The following is a 16,083-nucleotide window of genomic DNA, read 5'->3' as shown; positions in this document are numbered from 1 at the left end:
CCGCTCGACGGTCCCGTCCTCGCCCGTCGTGGCCTGCCTCCTCACCTGTCCGGGCCTCCTCCGGGGGTCCTCCCTGGTATCCGGCCGCGGCGCTACGACTTGACGAACTCCAGGATGTCGCGGTTGAGGACGTCCGGATGGGTGGCCGGCATGCCGTGGGGGAACCCCTCGTACGTCTTGAGGGTGCCGTGCTTCAGCAGCCCGGCCGACTTCGGCGCCGAGTCCGCGTACGGCACGATCTGGTCGTCGGTTCCGTGGGCCACGAGGACCGGGACGTCGATCCGCTCGAGGTCCTCGGTGAAGTCGGTCTCGGAGAAGGCCTTGATGCACTCGTAGTGGGCGTTGGCCGCACCCGCCATCCCCTGCCGCCACCAGTTGTCGATCAGGCCCTGGGAGACGTCCGCGCCGGGCCGGTTGAAACCGTAGAAGGGACCCGACGGCAGGTCGATGTAGAACTGCGCGCGATTGGCGGCGAGGGACGCGCGGAGTTCGTCGAACACCTCGATCGGCAGTCCGTCCGGATTGCTCTGCGACTTGACCATGACCGGCGGAACCGCGCCGAGTAGCACCGCCTTGCCGACCCGGCCCGGCTTGGCGCGCGCCACATAGCGCGTGACCTCTCCGCCGCCGGTCGAGTGTCCGATGTGTACGGCCTCCCGCAGATCGAGCGCGTCCGTCAGTACGGCCACATCGGCGGCGTAGGTGTCCATCTCGTGGCCGGTCGGTGACTGACTGGAGCGGCCGTGGCCGCGCCGGTCGTGAGCGATCACCCGGTAGCCCTGCGCGAGGAAGAACAACATCTGGTTGTCCCAGTCGTCGGCGCTCAGTGGCCAGCCGTGGTGGAAGACGATGGGCCGGGCGTCACGAGGACCCCAGTCCTTGTAGAAGATGGTCGTGCCGTCAGGGGTGCTGACCGTGCCCATGGTTGATCCTTCCGCGTGAAAGGCTGAAGGCCCTGTGTCCGCGGCGGCCCGGCGGCCGCGGCCGGAGACACGGACATCACCCTACGCTCTGGTCCGTACAGTCTCATCTCGTGATATCCGACGCCCTACGTGTACAAGAGCCCCGTCTCACCTTTCGGGTTCTATCGTTGCCGGATGCCGACTGTTCCCCGATGGGTGCTGTTCTCGTCCGGGTGTGCGCCCGTGCTGCTGATCGCGGGATGGCTGGTCGCGGCGTTCCTTGAGGGAGCGGGGTACGACCCCGTCAGTCAGACGATCAGTGTGCTCGCGGCCTACGGGGCGGCGGGATTCTGGGTGATGACCGGCGCGTTCCTCGCCCTGGGCGTCTGCCACCTCCTCACCGCCTGGGGGCTGAGGCCGGCGGCGGCCGCCGGACGCGTGGCGCTGGCGGGTGGGGGACTGGCGGCGGTGTTGGTGGCGCTGATCCCGGCGCCGAGCAGTGGAGGGTCCCTGCGTCACGGCTCGGTGGTCGTCATCGGATTCGTGCTCCTGGCCGTGTGGCCGGTCCTGGCCGCCGACGGCAGCGGCGCCGCTCCCTGGGCCCTGCGGCCCGCGCCGTCATGGGTGGCGACCGCCGTGATGGTCGCCGGCGCGGTGTGGTTCCTGATCGAGTTGCAGGGGCAGGGCGCCGCCGGGGTCGCGGAGCGCGTCGTGACGGCCGTTCAGTCACTCTGGCCCTTCGTGGCCGTCGTCTCGAGCCTCCGCCATTGCGGGGGTGGCGACGGGGCCCCGGGGTGAGCACCGGCCGGAGCCGGTGGGCCGGCGGCCGGCCGCGGGAAGCGCGGGTGCCGACTTGATAGGCAAGTGATTACTTGCATATGGTGGGGGTATGGCGGAGGACGTCTTCAAGGCGCTGGCCGATCCGACCCGCCGGCGCATCCTCGATGAGCTGGTGGAGCGGGACGGCCAGACCTTGTTCGAGATCTGCACCCGGCTGGTGACCAGGTACGGCCTGGGGCTGTCCCGCCAGGCGGTCAGCCAGCACCTCGCCGTACTCGAATCCGCGGGCCTCGTCACCACGCGACGCCGGGGCCGCTACAAGTTCCACGATCTGAACACCGGTCCGCTCGAGCACATCGTGACCCGGTGGCTCAGGTCCCACACACCGGAGAGTCCTCATGAAGATCCACCTGACCAGCGTCTTCGTCGATGACCAGGGCAAGGCGCTGCGCTTCTACACCGACATCCTGGGTTTCGTGAAGAAGCACGACGTCCCGGTGGGGGAGGACCGGTGGCTGACCGTGGTCTCCCCCGAGGACCCCGACGGGACCGAACTGCTGCTCGAGCCCTCCGGGCACCCCGCGGTCGGCCCGTTCAGGGCGGCGCTGGCACAGGACGGCATCCCGGCCGCCTCCTTCGCCGTGGACGACGTACCGGCGGAATTCGACCGGCTGCGCGGACTCGGCGTGGTCTTCACCCAGGAGCCGCTGGCCATGGGGCCGGTCACCACCGCCGTGCTGGACGACACCTGCGGCAATCTGATCCAGATCGCGCACAGCGCGTAGCCGGCACCCGGCGGGTGGACGACCGGTCGCGCCCGGGGCCACGCCGTCGGCCACGCCCACCACCGGCCGCCGCTCCCGGGCCTGTCCGGCGGGTCGGGCCGCAGCACTGACGCGGTACCTGTCGGCGCCGGTGAGCGGGGTCCGGGGCGTGCGGCTGCAAGGCGGAGGAGGGCGTCGACGCGATGGAGGTCCCCCCCCCGCGAGCGAAGCCGAGCGTGGGGGAGTCGGCAACCGACGACAACGCCGCGGACGGGCGTGGAAGAGCCCGCGTCTGCGTCATGATCCGCCGGGCAGGGGGTTCTGACCCGGTTCGTTCCCGAGGACGCGGCGGGCCGCCTCCGCCTCGGCCGCCGCCGGGGACAACTCGTCGAGGGAGTCGAGTTCGGTGTCGGTTTCCAGTTCCCGCTCCCAGTCGGCCGCGAGCCGTTCCTGTTCCCCGCGCGCTCTGGCCTCGACGGCTTTCCGGTGCTCCGGGTCCAGAGCCGTCAGGAATCGTCCGACCGGGTCCGTGGCCATGCCGTGCTCCTTGTCGCGTGGAAGGGCGCCTGCTCCGCCTGTCGTGACCCAGCATGGCCAGCGGGCTCCGGCGCGGCCGTCCGACACGGCCTGTGACCACCCTGATGGCTCCCGGCGCACTGCGGAACCGCCGCCGCCCGCCGGACCGGAGGCGAAGCGGCCCGCCTCGCTCCCGGCGGGGAACAGCACGGCGGCGGTGAGCCGTTGGCGCGGAGGGGACCACACCACCCGGGGCGGGCGTCCCGCGCGGCCACCGCGTTGTCAGCGGCCTGCTCTACAGTTCCCGTCACTTGATCAGTGTGGATGCGGGAGGCACGCATGGGGTGGGTGTCGGCCGGCGGCTATGAAGTCGCCCTCGACGACGGCAAGGTGGTGTGCCGCAACGCGGCGGGACGGCGGCTGAAGTCCGTACCGTCCAAGATCACCGAAAATCCGGCAGTGGTGGGGCTGCGCCAGCTCGCCGAATGGCTCGAACGGCACGAACGGCAGTGCCTCGCCGACGTCGAGCGGTGGATGGTGCGCTCCCTCCCGGTGCCGTTCCCGGTCCTGGCACGGGTCTGGCCGGACCCGGCCTGGCAGGCCGCCCTGCGCGACATGGTGGTCACGGGCGCCGACGGCGTGGTCGCAGGGTTCCTGCGGGACGCCGACCTCGGGCGCGGCCTCGGCCTCGTCGACCTCGACGGCGACACCGTCCGGATCACCCCCGGCCTGGTCCGTCTGCCGCACCCGGTGCTGCTCGAAGAGCTCGAGGACCTGCGCGAGTTCGCCGTCGAGATCGGCATCGAACAGCGCGCCCATCAACTGTTCCGCGAGGTGTGGCACCGGCCCGCGGCCCTGGACGCCGAAGCCCGCTCCGTCGAGGACTACGCGGGCGGCGTCTTCAGGGAACTGAGGTTCCTGCACGGCCGCGCGAGCCAACTGGGATACCGCGTCCGCGGCGGCCACGCCGTGTGCTCCGTACTGGAGGACGGCCGCGGTGTCGAGGCACGGGTATGGGTCGGCGACTACGACGGCTACTCCGAGACGGAGACCGGACCGCTCGTCTTCACCGACGCGGCCGGCCGGTCCCTGAAACTCGGTGAGGTCGGGCCGGTGGCCTGGTCGGAGGGCATGCGCATGGCGGCCGCGCTGTACGCCGGACGCGACATCGAGGACGAGGAGCGTGCGGCATGACGACCCACGAGTACGACGGGTTCACCTTCGACGAGACCGCCTCGGCCGCGCTGCTCGACGCCGGCGCCGTACTGCCCCCGGGCGTCACGGACCGGGAGGACGCCGATGCCCTCACCGTGCGGACGTACACGCACACCGCGCTGGAGGAGCGGAAGGTCGTACGACTGGTACCGGGCACCCTCGGTGAGGCCGAGGACCTCGCCCTGGACTTCCTCGGACTCGCCCGGGAGCCGGAGACCCCCGAGGTCGGACAGGTCCGCCGGGAGACCCTCGGCTTCCCCGCCTGGGCGCTCGTCAACGACCCGGCGAACGGACACCACGCCCTGGCACTGGTCAGGGACATCGAGCGGCTCGCCCGGCAGGCCAAGTCCCGCCCCGGCACCGCCAAGGACGGCTTCGAGGCGCTCGGCGAGCAGCTCGGGCGGGCCGTCCCGCACTTCCTGCCCACCTTCTACGAGCAGGCCGCCCGCGTCTTCCTCCAGTACGAGAACACCACCTACGCGGCGGCGTTCTTCGGCAGGGCCCGTGCGGCGGAGAGGGTGCACGCGCTGACCGTGGACGAGGAGCGGCAGCGGGCCGTCTTCCTGGAGTTCGCGTTCGCCGGAGCGCTGACGGTCAAGGCGCTCAAGGAACATGTGAAGGCCCTCGCGGCACGGCTCACCCCGGCCGAGGCCTGGGCCCAGTTCCGGCAGCTGACCGTGGAGCGCTGCGCCGCCGGCATGCCGCCGTACGCGTCCCTGCCCCAGGACGCCCGCACCCTGATCAGGGCGGCCGGGCTGGACCGCCTCACCGAGGAGTGCGGCCTGGTCGCGGACCTGCTCGCGTCACCCGCGGCCGTGCGCGCCCCCGCGTCCTTCTGGGACACCTACCGGGCGACGCTCTCCGCCCTCGCCGAGCGGCAGCCCGGGGTGCGGGCCCGGCTGCTGGAGATCATGCCGGCCGCACTGGGCGGCTCCGTGAAGGGCGACGAGTTCTGGCTCGCGCTGCTCGCCGAGACCGGCGCCGGCCGGCTGCTGACGGACGACGGCGGGACCGGGGCCACCGGCGGGGCCGACGCGGCGGACTGGCTGAGCCGCTGGTCACTGCACCGCAAGCACGGTGGCCCGGTCGGCGATCGCTCACCGGCCACCCTCGCGCTCGTGGAGCGCATGGCTCCGCGTCTTCGCGCGCAGGGCCGTCCCGTGGACCTCTTCACCGGCCGCTGGCACGCGGGCGCGGACCTCGACCTGCTGGACCTGTGCGTGGCCGAGAACATTCCGCTGACCTGGCCCGCCCCCGGCACGGACGTCCACCTCGACCTCGGCCGGTGGGCGCAGGACACCCGGCCCGGAGGGCGCGACCTGACAGCCGTCGCGGCCCACCCGCACGGCCGCCGCCTGCTGTACGACGCCGTCGGCACCATGCACCGCCGGCGGGCCGGCACCGTGACGCTGGAGAAGGTCGCCGCCCACACCGTGCTCGCCGGGGTGCTCCGCGAGTGGCTGGACGACGCCGCCGCCGAACTGGACGGCGCGGCCGGTCTCGCGGACGCCCGCGCGGCGCTGGAGCGGCTGCGTCCCTTCCGCACGGTCGCCGCACGGATCAGCCCACAGGCCGTCGCACGGGCCGCCGCACTCGACACCGCGCCCCTGCTCGGCAACACCCTGCGCGCCGGCATCCCGGACGAACTGGGCTGGTCCGCCCTCGAGGAGGCGGTGCGACGGCTCGATGCCGAGACCCGGCGCGGCAGCGACGACTCCCTCACCGTCCAGGAGGCCTGGCCGGCCCTGATCCTCGCCCGCGGACACAAAGCCGTCGTGGTGGGGCCGCAGGACATTCTGCTGGAACACGACCTGCGGCTGCCGGTCGGACCGGACCGCCGGCAACGGCCCTGGTTCCGCTACACGGACGGCGAACTGCTGGTCATGTGGCGCGACGGCGGCAGCCAGTACGGGTACTGGTCGTCCCGCCCGGCCGAGGTGTTCCCGCTCGGCGGCGAGCTGCTCCCGCCCTGGTACGGCACCGGTGACGCCGGCGAGACCTCGATCCCGATACCGGACGGCGGCCGCGCCACCGGCGGGCGCACCCTGCACGCCGGTGACACGGTCCTGCCGCCCGGCCGGCCCGTCATCGCGGACGGCACCTCGTACTGGCGCCAGGGCCGGCAGGGGGTACGGCAGGTGTGGCTCGAGTACGACCCGGTCACCGGCACCCACGGCCGTGCCTCACTGCCCGCCTTCCTGCGCACCGGCATCCGCGACGGCGCCACCCTGCTCCAGCAGCACTGCACGGTGCTGCCGCTCCAGCCCGGCCTGGAACACAGCCCGTTCGGCACCGACGGCAGGGTTCTCGGCCGCTGGGTACGCACCGAGAAGGAGGGTGACGAGGTCCGCACCACCGTCGGCACACCGGACGGCCGGACCGTCACCCTGCCGGCGTCGCACAACCGGATACCGGGCGTTCCGCTCGGCGCGCTGCGGCTGCCCGGCGGCGTCGCACCCGTCGCCGCCGGCCACGGCCGCCAGATCATCCTGTACACGGCGGACGGCACCAGGGGCGTGCGGGAACTGGGCAGGGTGGCAGCGCTGCAGCGCGGCGGCGAGTTCGCCGCCGGCACACCACTCGTGCCGCCGGCCGACTTCTGGCACGCCCTGCGTCCGCGTGACGAGAGCGCCTCGGCGATCCTGCGCGCGCTGACCGACGAGCAGGCCCGGGAACTCCTGCGCGCCGGGGCCCGTGTCCTCGCCGAACGGCAGGCCGGGATGGAGGCGGCCAAGCAGGCCCACGCCGCCTCCGGGACCGGCGACAGCGGGGCCACCACCGCCGGAGATCCCGTGTTCCCGAGCGCCCAGGACGTCCTGCGCAAGGCTGTCTCCCGGGCCCTGCCCGCTCTCACCGAGCCGCGTGTACTCACCGGCGTCACCGGTCTCGTGCACGCGGTTCTGCGCACCGCCGAGTCCGTGACCGCGTTCGTCGAACCGCCGGCACAAGTGCCCAGGGCGGAGGCGAAGTGGGTCGTCGGCATGTTCGCCGACTACCGCCCCGAGGACGGCGACGACCAGACGCTGCGCGACGCGACCGCCGGACTCGCCGAGCAGCGCGGATGGTGGGGCGGCGGGCAGCGGTGGAGCGTGCTGCGCCAGATCCGCGCCGTCAACCACGTCCTGAGCGGGAAACCCGCCGAGGGCAAGGCCCTGCCCGCCGCCGCCCGGCTCACCGGCCCCGCCGACGGCTGGACCAGCGACGCGCGCACCGTCCCCGCCGAGGGCCCGGCGTGGCCGTCCCTGCTGGACGCGCTGCGCCCGCTCGCCTACCGCGCGGCCTCCTCCGCCCTGACGCAGGCTCACCGCAGAGCTCTCCTGCTGCTTTTCGAAGCCGTCGCCCAGGGCCCGCTGGCCGCACCCGGAACGGTGCTGCGCGAGGTGGTGCTGAGCGAGCCGCGCGGCAAGCAGGACCGCGCGGGCCAGGTGCTGCGCCGCGACGGCCGCACCGTCGTCGTCATCGCCTGCCAGAGCGTCGACCACGGTCACGAGCGGGTGAACTGGCTGGCACTGGACCACGATCCGACAGGCGCGTTCGGTGCTGTTGCGCACTTCACCTCGGGACGGGAGACGGCACACCCGCCGGTCTTCCCGGCCGAGGCGCTGGCCGCGGTGACCGCGCTCGTCCGGGACAAGGGTCCCGCGCCCTGGCAGCCGGAAGCGCCCGCCGCCCTGGCCGCCGCCACACACGGCGGCGTGGGCCCCGTACAGGCCGCCCTGCTGGTCGCCGGAAAGCCGCAGCAGCTCACCGACGAGGTGCGCGCCGCGACGGATCTGAAGCCGCGGCAGAAGCAGTTGGGCGACGCACTGCTCAGCTCACTGGAGCCCGGCGACCGGGCGGCCCTCATCGGCGCCCTGCTGCCCGCGAACCCCGCTGATCTGTGGACCGCCGGACCGGACATCGACGCGGCGGCCCGTGTGTGGGCCGAGCGCCTCGGCGGTGTCGTCCGTCTCCCCGAGGATCTCGCCGGTGATCTCTCCCTGCCGGGACTGACCACCGGAGCCGTCGAGGAGGTGCTCAACCCGCGCCGCACCCCCTGGCTCAGCCGCACCACCGTGCAGAGGCCCGACGAGAAGGGCAACCTCGTCCCCGAGGACCCCCGGGCGCTGCCCGGACGGTACGGCCTGGCACACGCCGTGTCCTCGCTGGCCGGGCTCGCCTACTCGCTGCCGTACGGCCACCCCCTGCGCGCCGCGCTGCCGGAAGGACTGGCCGCCCTGCGCCACCGCCTCAGTGACCCGGGGCTGCTGATCGACCTCGATTTGTCGTGGACCGAGAAGGGTTCGCCGGCCGCCGTGGAGCTGCGCAAGGCGTACGGACTGCCCGCCACCGGCGGCGCCGGCGCACACGGCCTGACACCCGTCGGCGAGGCGCTGGTACTGCGCCCCTCGTACGGGGACAAGGAGGCCGTCCTCGTCCGCACCGCCGCGCTCGACCGCGCGGACGATCCCCTGTTCGGCCTCGTCGAGGGACTCGTCGGACCGGGACGGGGCGACGGCCTGCGGGCCCTGCGGACGATCCTGGACGACGAACTCGCCCGCGCCGTCGCGGCCGGAACGCAGCCGCAGAGTCCCACCGGATATGTCCAGAATCCGTCCGTCGGTGCGCCCGAGCTGGTCACGGAGGTCGCCGCGGCGCACGGCCTGGGCGAGGACGCGGCCGTGCTCTACCTGCAACTGCTCGCCCTGCCCGACCCGACGGACCGCAACTGCGCCCGCTGGACCGGCTGGAAGCCCGCCCGCATGAAGAAGGCGCGCGCCGAACTGGCGGCCGCCTCCCACCTGGTCGTCGAGGCGAAGCGGGCCCGGGCCGGACGCACGCTCTTCCTGCCGTGCGGCTGGCTGGACCTGAAGTCCCCCGCGCTCCCGGTGGAGGTCTGGAAGCAGGGCCTCTACCCGGTGCCGGGCAACGCTCCCGCGGTGCCGCTGCTGCCGGTGCCCGAACTGTTCCGGCGCGCGTGGGACCGGGCCCGCACCGGTGACGCGCCCGCCTACGAGGAACTCACCACCCGCGCCCCCCGCAAGGGCCGCCGCCGATGACCACCGTCCACCCGCACCTGGAAGAACCCGAACCGATGACCACCACCCTGTCCCCCTCCCCGGCCCGCCAGATCGTCCCGCCCGAGGACCGGCACGCGACCGAACTGGCCTTCCTCGCCGCCCACGACGACGGACCGCGCCCGCCCGCCTGGCGGCTCACCCCCCGAGCGGTGGTCACGTTCGTCATGGGCAGCGCCGGACGCGCTCTGAAGCTGCCGGACGACATCGACGTTCCCGACGGGGTGCCCCGCCGTCTCGTGATCGAGGACAAGTTCGTCGGCGACCGGGCGCTGGTCGAGCGGTGCGTGGTGACCCTCGCCGGGGAGCGCGGTCTGCTGCTCGTCGGCGAGCCCGGAACCGCCAAGTCGATGCTGTCGGAACTGCTCTCCGCCGCCGTGTGCGGCACCAGCGCCCTGGTGGTGCAGGGCACCGCGGGCACCACCGAGGACCAGCTCAAGTACGGCTGGAACTACGCGCTGCTGCTGGCACAGGGCCCCACCCGGCAGGCACTCGTGCCCTCGCCCGTGCTGACCGCCATGTCCCGGGGCGCCGTCGCCCGCGTCGAGGAGGTCACCCGCTGCCTGCCCGAAGTGCAGGACGCGCTGGTGTCGTTGCTCTCCGAGCGGCGGATCGCCGTCCCCGAACTGGCCGGCAGTGAGGACGCCCTGGCGCACGCCGCGCCCGGCTTCACCCTCATCGCCACCGCCAACCTCCGCGACAAGGGCGTCTCCGAGATGTCCGCGGCTCTCAAGCGCCGCTTCAACTTCGAGACCGTCGGCCCCATCGGGGACCTCGACGCGGAGACCGCACTGGTGCGCGGCCAGGCGCGGGCGTCCGTGGAGCGGGCCGGTGCGCCCTTCCAGGTCGACGACGCGGTACTGGAGGCCCTGGTCACCGCGTTCCGGGACCTGCGCGAGGGACGGTCGGCGGAAGGCTGGGAGGTCGAGCGTCCCTCGACGGTGATGAGCACCGCGGAGGCCGTGTCCGTCGCCGGCGCGCTCGCCCTCGCCGCGGCGTACTTCCCCGGCGACCGCGACGTGCTCGGACTGCTGCCCGGGCACCTGCTCGGAGTGGTCCGCAAGGACGACCCCGCCGACGCCGCCCGGCTGCGCGGCTACTGGGACGGACCCGTCCGGCGCCGCGCCGAACAGGGCTCAGCCACCTGGCGCACCCTGTGGGACCTGCGCACGGTCCTGGAGGGCTGACGGCCGTGTCCCTCTCCCACCGCGCCGGCGCGCACGGCCCGGCCGTCCCGCCGGACGAGGCCCTCGCCTCCCTCACCGACCCGTCGGCGCCCTATCTCGTCGGTGTGCGGCACCACGCCCCCTCCCTGGCCGCGGCCCTGCCCGCACTGCTGGCCGACGCGGAACCCCAGGTGCTGCTCGTCGAGCTGCCCGCGGAGATGCAGCAGTGGCTGTCCTGGCTGGGACACGAGGAGACACGGGCCCCGGTGGCGCTCGCCGCCGCTCCCGTCGACGGGAGCGGCGGGGGGCCGGCGTTCTACCCGTTCGCCGACTTCTCGCCCGAACTGGCCGCCGTGCGCTGGGCCGCCCGGCACGACGTACCGGTGGTCGCCTGTGACCTGCCGCTCGCCGACCCCGCCTGGGCCGAAGGACGGCGGGTCGTGACGGCGGAGACCGGTGGCCCAGGGCTGGCCACCGCGGTGCGGGCGCGGCTGACCGGCCGCACCGGGGACGACCTGTGGGACCGGCTGGTCGAGGCGACCGCCCCCGGCTCCCCGCCCGAGGCACTGCGCAGGGCCGCCCTGCTCACGGGGTGGGCCCTGCGCCAGGACGCGGCCGCCTCGGGCGGCGTGCCGGAACTGGATCTGCGGCGCGAGCGCTGGATGCGGGCCCGGCTCGCCGAGGCCACCGCACGGGGCGAGCGGGCCGCCGTGGTGGTGGGAGCCTTCCACGCGCCGGCGCTCCTGGAGCGGAAGGACGGGGAGGCCGGGGAGGACGCGGCACCGCCGACCGGACCGGTCACAGGGCCCCCGGGCTGGACCACCTCGCTGATCCCCTACACCTACGCACTGCTCGACGAGAGGTCCGGCTACCCGGCCGGTATCCGGGACCCCGAGTGGCAGGACATGGTCCTGCGCGCGGAAGGAGACCCCGCGGCGCTCGAGGAAGCCCTGATCAGGGCGGCCGTACGCGTCTGCGCCGAACTGCGCGGACTCGGACACCCCTCGGGACCCGCCGACGCACGGGAGATCAGCCGGCTCGCCTCCGACCTCGCCCGGCTGCGCGGCCTGCCCGCGGCCGGCCGGGGCGAACTGGTCGAGGCCGTGCAGACCGTGCTCGCTCAGGGGGAGCCGTACGGGAGGGGGCGGGCCGTGGCACGGGCGATGGAACGCGTCCTCGTCGGCACCCGCGGCGGACGCCCTGCCCCGGGGGCGCCGCGCAGCGGCCTCGCCCCCGCGGTCGAGGCCGAGGTGGCACGCCTCGGCCTGCCCGGCCCGCAGACGGACGGCCCCGGTTCCGCACGGGATCTGCGGCTGGACCCGCTGCGTTCCGGGCTGGACCGGCGCCGTGAACTGCTGCTGCGCCGGCTGACGGTGTGCGGGGTGCCCTACGGGGAGGCCGGGGATGTCGCCGGCGCGGGCGGCGCCGAGGCTCTCACCTCCCGCTGGGAGGTGCGCTGGACACCCGCCACGGCGGCCGTGCTGACCGCGGCCGGCATGCGCGGAGTCACCCCGGAGCAGGCCGCGGAAGGCGTGCTGCGGGAGCGGCGGCGTCAGGAGTGCGACGAAGGCGGGCCGACGGCCGAGCAGGCCCTCGAAGGGCTTCTGCGAGCGGCGGAATGCGGCCTGCACGCGCTCGCGGACGAACGGCTCGGCGACCTCGCCGACGTCCTGCCCGGCGCCGGTACCCTGCCGGAACTCCTCGCCGGACTGGCCTTGCTGGACCGACTGCGGGCCGGTCATGTCCCAGGGCTCGACTCCGACGCGGACCGTGTGGCCCGGGCGGCCTCCGTCGCGGAGCTGCTCACGGCGGCGGCGGTGCGGCAGGTGGACGGTCTGACCGGATCCGAGGACGTGGCCGACGCCCATGCCCTGCTCGCACTCGCCCATCGGGCCGACCTGCTGGGCGGCATCCGGCTGGCCGACGCCCTGGCCCGGCTGTCCGCCGGCGGCTCCCCGCTGATGCGCGGTGCCGCCGGAGCGGTCCGCGTCCTGCTCGGACACGAGGACGCGCGGGCCTTCGGCGACCGCGTGGCCTCCTGGATCGACGGGGCCACCGACTCCGGCTCGCGCTCCGCGCTCACCGCCCGGCTCAGCGGGCTGCTGTCCGCCGCCGGCCCGCTGCTGGAGACGGCGGAGCCCGCCCTGGAGCCCCTGCTCGTCCGGGTGAGCGAACTGCCGGACCGGGAGTTCCTCGACCGGCTCCCCGCGTTGCGCGGCGGCTTCGACACCCTGAGCCCCGCGGCCCGCGACCGGCTCCTCGCCTCCGTCGACGAACGCCTCGGCACCGCGCGCGTCGCGGACACCGACGGCGTCGACCCGGTCGCCCTCGCCGCCTGGACCGCGGCGGACTTCGCGGCCCGCGAGCGGCTGCGGTCACTGGGCCTGCCGACGGGCAGGGGCCCGGCCGAGGACCACCCGTCCGGCGGCATCCCGCGAGGCGACGCTGCGGCACCGTCCGCGCCGGGTGTCAGGCCCCGGCCCGGGCAGGATGCCGCTACGGCCCCCGGGCCCGGCCTCGCGGTGCGTCCCGGGCCGGCAGCCAAGGCACCACACGGAGCACGGGGCATCACGGACCTCCGGCCCGGAGCAGAGGCGGACGCCGCGCCGGGTGTCCAGATGCAGCCCCGGCCGGACGCCCGGGCGCACCGCGGGCCGGAGGACACGGTGCGATCCGGACCGGGGAGGAGAACCGGGAACGGCTCCGCAGCGGCCGACGTGCCCGGCGCCGGGGGCAACGTCCTCGCCCCCGCCGACCGCTGGCGTCTTCTCCTCGGCCGTCGCACCGACGCGCTGCCGAAGTCCGCCGCGCCGCTGGCGACCGCGCTGGACGAGCTGTACGGCAGCGGACGAGGTGAGGGCAGCCGCGGCGATCTCGCCGGCCGGGGATCCGGCGGAGGACGCCAGGCTCCGTACCCGGGAGTGCGGGAGTGGTCGGAGGAGCTCGCCGCGCTGTTCGGGCCCGGCATCCGCGAGGAGGTGCTGGCGGCGGCCGCCGCGTCCGGCCGCAGCGATGTCCTCACCGAACTGGACGCGGACGCGGTGCGCCCGTCGGTGGACCTGCTGCGCACCGTGCTGCGGCACGCGGGCGGCCTGCCCGAGGCCCGGCTGGCCGCGCTGCGGCCGCTCGTACACCGACTGGTCGACGCCCTGGCCCGGGAACTGGCCACCCGGCTGCGCCCCGCCCTGCACGGCACGGCCCTGCCCCGCCCCAGCAGACGGCCCGGCGGCGGCCTCGACCTGCCCCGCACACTGCGGGCGAACCTGGCGACGGCGCGCCGGGCCCCGGACGGCACGGTGCGGGTGATTCCCGAACGGCCGGTCTTCCGTACCCGGGGCCGCCGGGCCGCCGACTGGCGGCTGGTCCTGGTCACGGACGTGTCGGGCTCCATGGAGGCCTCCACGGTGTGGGCGGCGCTGACGGCCTCGGTGCTGGCGGGGGTGCCGACCCTCTCCACCCACTTCCTGGCGTTCTCCACGGAGGTCATCGACCTCACCGGGCACGTGGAGGATCCGCTCTCCCTGCTGCTCGAGGTCAGTGTCGGCGGTGGCACCCACATCGCCGCAGGGCTGCGGCACGCTCGTGACCTCGTCACCGTCCCGTCGCGCACCCTCGTCGTGGTCGTCAGCGACTTCGAGGAGGGCTATCCGCTCGGCGGTCTGCTCGCCGAGGTCCGCGCGCTGGTCTCGGCCGGCTGCCATGTCCTGGGCTGCGCGAGCCTCGACGACACCGGCCGGCCCCGCTACTCGACGGGGGTAGCCGGCAGGCTCGTCGCCGCAGGCATGCCCGTCGCCGCTCTCAGTCCGCTCGAACTCGCCCGCTGGGTAGGGGAGAAGATCGCATGAGCCCGGACCTCCCTCCGGTCGTCCCGTCCGTCACCGCCGAACTCGTCGGAGCGCTCTCGCCCCGGCTCCGCAAGCGCCTGGACGCGGCCGTCACCAAACTCCTGACGCGTCCGGCCACCCGGGACGGCGACACCGTACGGATCGCGGTGGACGAGGGGACCGATGTCGTCCTGCACGCGCCCGGCGGCGCGGTGACGGGCGTGGACGCGGTCCGCTGCGGGTGTCTGCTGGCCCCCGACTGCCTGCACCGCGCGGCGGCCGCCTCGGCGGCCCCCGTCGCCGACGACGCCCCGGCCTCCGGCCTCGCTGACGCCCCGGACGTCCCGGACGCGACAGCGCAGGCGACGACCGGAAAACCGGAGGTACGGCCGGGCGGGTCCGCCGGGGAATCGGGACCCGAGACCGCCACCACCGCCCAACAGGACGCCGCCCGCGCGGTGTTCGACGCGGCAGCCGCCGTCCTGGAGACCGGCGCGGACGGCGCGGGCGCCGTGCTCCAGGCGGAGCTTCTGCACGCCGCGCACACCGCCCGCCTCGCCGGCCTCCCCAGAGCCTCCGCCGCGGCGGTCTCCGTGGTGACCGCGGTCCGGGCGGCCCGCTCCGCGGACCCCGGGTACCGGCTCACCGGCCTCGCCGGCGCGCTCGCCGACGTCCTCTCCGTCGCCCACCGCCTTCCGCACGCCACCGGCCCCGACCTGGGCGAACTGCGCGGTACCGTCCGCCGGCCGTACCGTCCCGACGGGTCCGTGCGGCTGTACGGCATCTTCTCCGAACCCGTCCTCACGGCCACCGGCTACGCGGGCGCCGTCACCTGGACCGCCGATGCCGACGGCCGCCTGTTCACGGTGTCCGACGTGGCACCCGGCGGCGCCTCCCGGGCGTCCGGAGCCGCCGACCGGACCGTACGCATCGGTGACACCGCCCTGACCCACCGCGAACTGTCCCGGGCGGGACTGGCCGTCTCCGGCGCCACCGTCTCCCCGGACGGGCGCCTCGGCGCGGGCGCCGGCGTCCGGGCGGTCCGCGCGTCCGGCGTGGCCTGGCGCGACGATCCGCTGGACCGGCTGTGGGCCGTGCCCGCCGCGGAACAGGTGGCGCGGGCCCTGGGCGGCGCGCGGGACCTGCTGTTCCTCGAGGTGACCCTCACCGGCACGGTGCGCGAGACGGCGGGCGACTGCCTGCTGGCCGACTGCGAGGGCGTGCCCCTGCGCCTGGCCGGCGCCCACGACGATCCCGCACTGCCCTGCCGCGACAACCTCCGCCTGCTCGCCGCCGCCAGGGGCAGCCGGCTGCGGATCGTCGCACGCCTGGTGCCGGGACCGTACCCGCGTGCCCAGCTGCTGGCCATCGAGCATCCCGCCGGCCCCGGGGCCCGGGTCGACCTCGGCCTGGACCGCCTCCAGCGCGCCGATCTGCCCCCGGCGGCCCCCGTGCCCCCGGCCGCGGCGGCCGGTACCGGGGACGAGGCCCCGCTGCACCTGCTGCGCCGCCGCGTCCACCAGGCGGTGCCGGGGGGCCGCCGGGTCCTCGCCCTCGCCGGGAACGCACCGGGCGACGCCGCCGGGCTGCGCCGTCTCGGCCTGGCCACGGCGGCCGGCCTCCTCGAGGACCTGCACGACGCCGCCGCGGATCGCACCCGCGACCACTTCGGCCGTCTGCTCCCGGCCGACCGAGGCCGCTTCGCCCGGTCCTGGCTCGCTGCCGCGCTCTACACCGGCCTGGTCGAAGAGGCACTGTGCGCCCATGCCTGGGGAGCCGTCACCGGCGAGGAGGCCGCGCCGGCGAGGACGTGACGACAGAATCCGTACGGCCCGCTCGGGCGGGCGCGCCCCGCGGCG

The 16,083-nt window shown here is 75.0% G+C and carries 10 protein-coding genes; 8 read left to right on the top strand and 2 right to left on the bottom strand.

Annotated features, from left to right (window positions below; genetic code table 11):
* Positions 1-92 precede the first annotated feature (92 nt).
* Positions 93-923: an alpha/beta fold hydrolase gene (locus HTV45_RS00685; RefSeq protein ID WP_215203560.1), complete on the bottom strand. Its 831-nt coding sequence runs from the start codon at positions 921-923 to the stop codon at positions 93-95.
* 174 nt (positions 924-1,097) lie between these two features.
* Here HTV45_RS00685 and HTV45_RS00680 point away from each other — a divergent pair, with 174 nt between their 5' ends.
* The 3 genes from HTV45_RS00680 (at position 1,098) to HTV45_RS00670 (ending at position 2,467) form a co-directional block, all read left to right on the top strand.
* On the top strand, positions 1,098-1,700 hold the full coding sequence (locus HTV45_RS00680; protein WP_215203559.1) for a DUF998 domain-containing protein: 603 nt from the start codon (positions 1,098-1,100) through the stop codon (positions 1,698-1,700).
* A gap of 91 nt (positions 1,701-1,791) precedes the next feature.
* The gene (locus HTV45_RS00675; protein WP_215203558.1) at positions 1,792-2,115 is read left to right on the top strand and encodes a helix-turn-helix transcriptional regulator; all 324 of its coding nucleotides are present in this window, start codon (positions 1,792-1,794) and stop codon (positions 2,113-2,115) included.
* Entirely contained in the window at positions 2,081-2,467 is a 387-nt protein-coding gene (locus HTV45_RS00670; RefSeq protein WP_215203557.1) for a VOC family protein, read from the top strand. The genes HTV45_RS00675 and HTV45_RS00670 overlap by 35 nt, the downstream gene beginning before the upstream one ends.
* Before the next feature lie 276 nt (positions 2,468-2,743).
* Here HTV45_RS00670 and HTV45_RS00665 read toward each other — a convergent pair whose 3' ends face one another.
* Positions 2,744-2,983 (bottom strand): hypothetical protein, encoded by a 240-nt coding sequence (locus tag HTV45_RS00665; protein ID WP_215203556.1) that lies wholly within the window; start codon positions 2,981-2,983, stop codon positions 2,744-2,746.
* 318 nt (positions 2,984-3,301) lie between these two features.
* Here HTV45_RS00665 and HTV45_RS00660 point away from each other — a divergent pair, with 318 nt between their 5' ends.
* The 5 genes from HTV45_RS00660 to HTV45_RS00640 are packed head-to-tail and all read left to right on the top strand — an operon-like array spanning position 3,302 to position 16,038.
* On the top strand, positions 3,302-4,156 hold the full coding sequence (locus HTV45_RS00660; protein ID WP_215203555.1) for a DUF4132 domain-containing protein: 855 nt from the start codon (positions 3,302-3,304) through the stop codon (positions 4,154-4,156).
* Positions 4,153-9,216, top strand: coding sequence for a hypothetical protein (locus tag HTV45_RS00655; RefSeq protein ID WP_215203554.1), 5,064 nt, complete (start codon positions 4,153-4,155; stop codon positions 9,214-9,216). The genes HTV45_RS00660 and HTV45_RS00655 overlap by 4 nt, the downstream gene beginning before the upstream one ends.
* Positions 9,217-9,251: 35 nt before the next feature.
* The gene (locus tag HTV45_RS00650; RefSeq protein WP_215203754.1) at positions 9,252-10,421 is read left to right on the top strand and encodes an AAA family ATPase; all 1,170 of its coding nucleotides are present in this window, start codon (positions 9,252-9,254) and stop codon (positions 10,419-10,421) included.
* 5 nt (positions 10,422-10,426) lie between these two features.
* The gene (locus HTV45_RS00645; protein ID WP_215203553.1) at positions 10,427-14,245 is read left to right on the top strand and encodes a DUF5682 family protein; all 3,819 of its coding nucleotides are present in this window, start codon (positions 10,427-10,429) and stop codon (positions 14,243-14,245) included.
* Positions 14,242-16,038 (top strand): hypothetical protein, encoded by a 1,797-nt coding sequence (locus HTV45_RS00640; protein WP_215203552.1) that lies wholly within the window; start codon positions 14,242-14,244, stop codon positions 16,036-16,038. Before HTV45_RS00645 ends, HTV45_RS00640 begins: the two co-directional genes overlap by 4 nt.
* Positions 16,039-16,083 lie beyond the last annotated feature (45 nt).

Origin of the sequence: Streptomyces sp. CHD11 (assembly GCF_018638295.1) — a bacterium.
Lineage (GTDB): Bacteria > Actinomycetota > Actinomycetes > Streptomycetales > Streptomycetaceae > Streptomyces.
This window is presented reverse-complemented; position numbering and strand designations above follow the sequence as displayed.

What these genes read in the sequence shown, in the direction of transcription:
- HTV45_RS00685 (WP_215203560.1), bottom strand. Translation starts at nt 923, where the DNA reads ATGGGCACGGTCAGCACCCCTGACGGCACGACCATCTTCTACAAGGAC.
- HTV45_RS00680 (WP_215203559.1), top strand. Translation starts at nt 1,098, where the DNA reads ATGCCGACTGTTCCCCGATGGGTGCTGTTCTCGTCCGGGTGTGCGCCC.
- HTV45_RS00675 (WP_215203558.1), top strand. Translation starts at nt 1,792, where the DNA reads ATGGCGGAGGACGTCTTCAAGGCGCTGGCCGATCCGACCCGCCGGCGC.
- HTV45_RS00670 (WP_215203557.1), top strand. Translation starts at nt 2,081, where the DNA reads ATGAAGATCCACCTGACCAGCGTCTTCGTCGATGACCAGGGCAAGGCG.
- HTV45_RS00665 (WP_215203556.1), bottom strand. Translation starts at nt 2,983, where the DNA reads ATGGCCACGGACCCGGTCGGACGATTCCTGACGGCTCTGGACCCGGAG.
- HTV45_RS00660 (WP_215203555.1), top strand. Translation starts at nt 3,302, where the DNA reads ATGGGGTGGGTGTCGGCCGGCGGCTATGAAGTCGCCCTCGACGACGGC.
- HTV45_RS00655 (WP_215203554.1), top strand. Translation starts at nt 4,153, where the DNA reads ATGACGACCCACGAGTACGACGGGTTCACCTTCGACGAGACCGCCTCG.
- HTV45_RS00650 (WP_215203754.1), top strand. Translation starts at nt 9,252, where the DNA reads ATGACCACCACCCTGTCCCCCTCCCCGGCCCGCCAGATCGTCCCGCCC.
- HTV45_RS00640 (WP_215203552.1), top strand. Translation starts at nt 14,242, where the DNA reads ATGAGCCCGGACCTCCCTCCGGTCGTCCCGTCCGTCACCGCCGAACTC.